1 protein-coding gene is annotated in these 457 nt (G+C 45.1%); it reads right to left on the reverse strand.

Features of this window, described 5'->3' with window-relative positions:
- Positions 1 to 457: helix-turn-helix domain-containing protein (locus FH871_RS34880; protein WP_138995346.1), on the reverse strand; the 457-nt coding region annotated here is incomplete at both ends.

A 457-nucleotide genomic window follows, 5' to 3' on the forward strand; every position in this document is an offset into this window, starting at 1 on the left:
CGATTGCGGTCCTCTAGCTGCTTGATTTTGAGCTGGAGCTGTTCGGCTTCGGTGAGATTAGGCTTGCTTTCTAGCCCTTTTCCTCTACGGTCTATCAGCCCTTGCGAGCCGTGTTTTTCAAACTTTCTACCCCAAGAATAGACTTGTTGGTAGGAGACGCCAAACTTCTCTATGGCTGCTTGGTAGTCTTTCTCATGAGCGATGGTGTAGTTGACAATCTCGACACGTTCCTCAAACGTTGTCTTACGTCCTTGTTTCATACGACTATATCCTTTACTGGTAGCTTTTGGTTCTTTACCACTAGTATAGCGTTTTATCCAGCTTCTGAGAACATAGGGATCGGAAATATCATACATTCGACAGACTTCAGTCAGAGCCCCTTTGCCGTCAAGATAGGCTTCTACAGCCTCTTGTTTCAACTCATAAGTGTACGATTGCCAAGTGTGACTTTCTTTGA

It is taken from the genome of Larkinella sp. C7, assembly GCF_006149005.1.
Taxonomy (GTDB): Bacteria; Bacteroidota; Bacteroidia; order Cytophagales; family Spirosomataceae; genus Larkinella.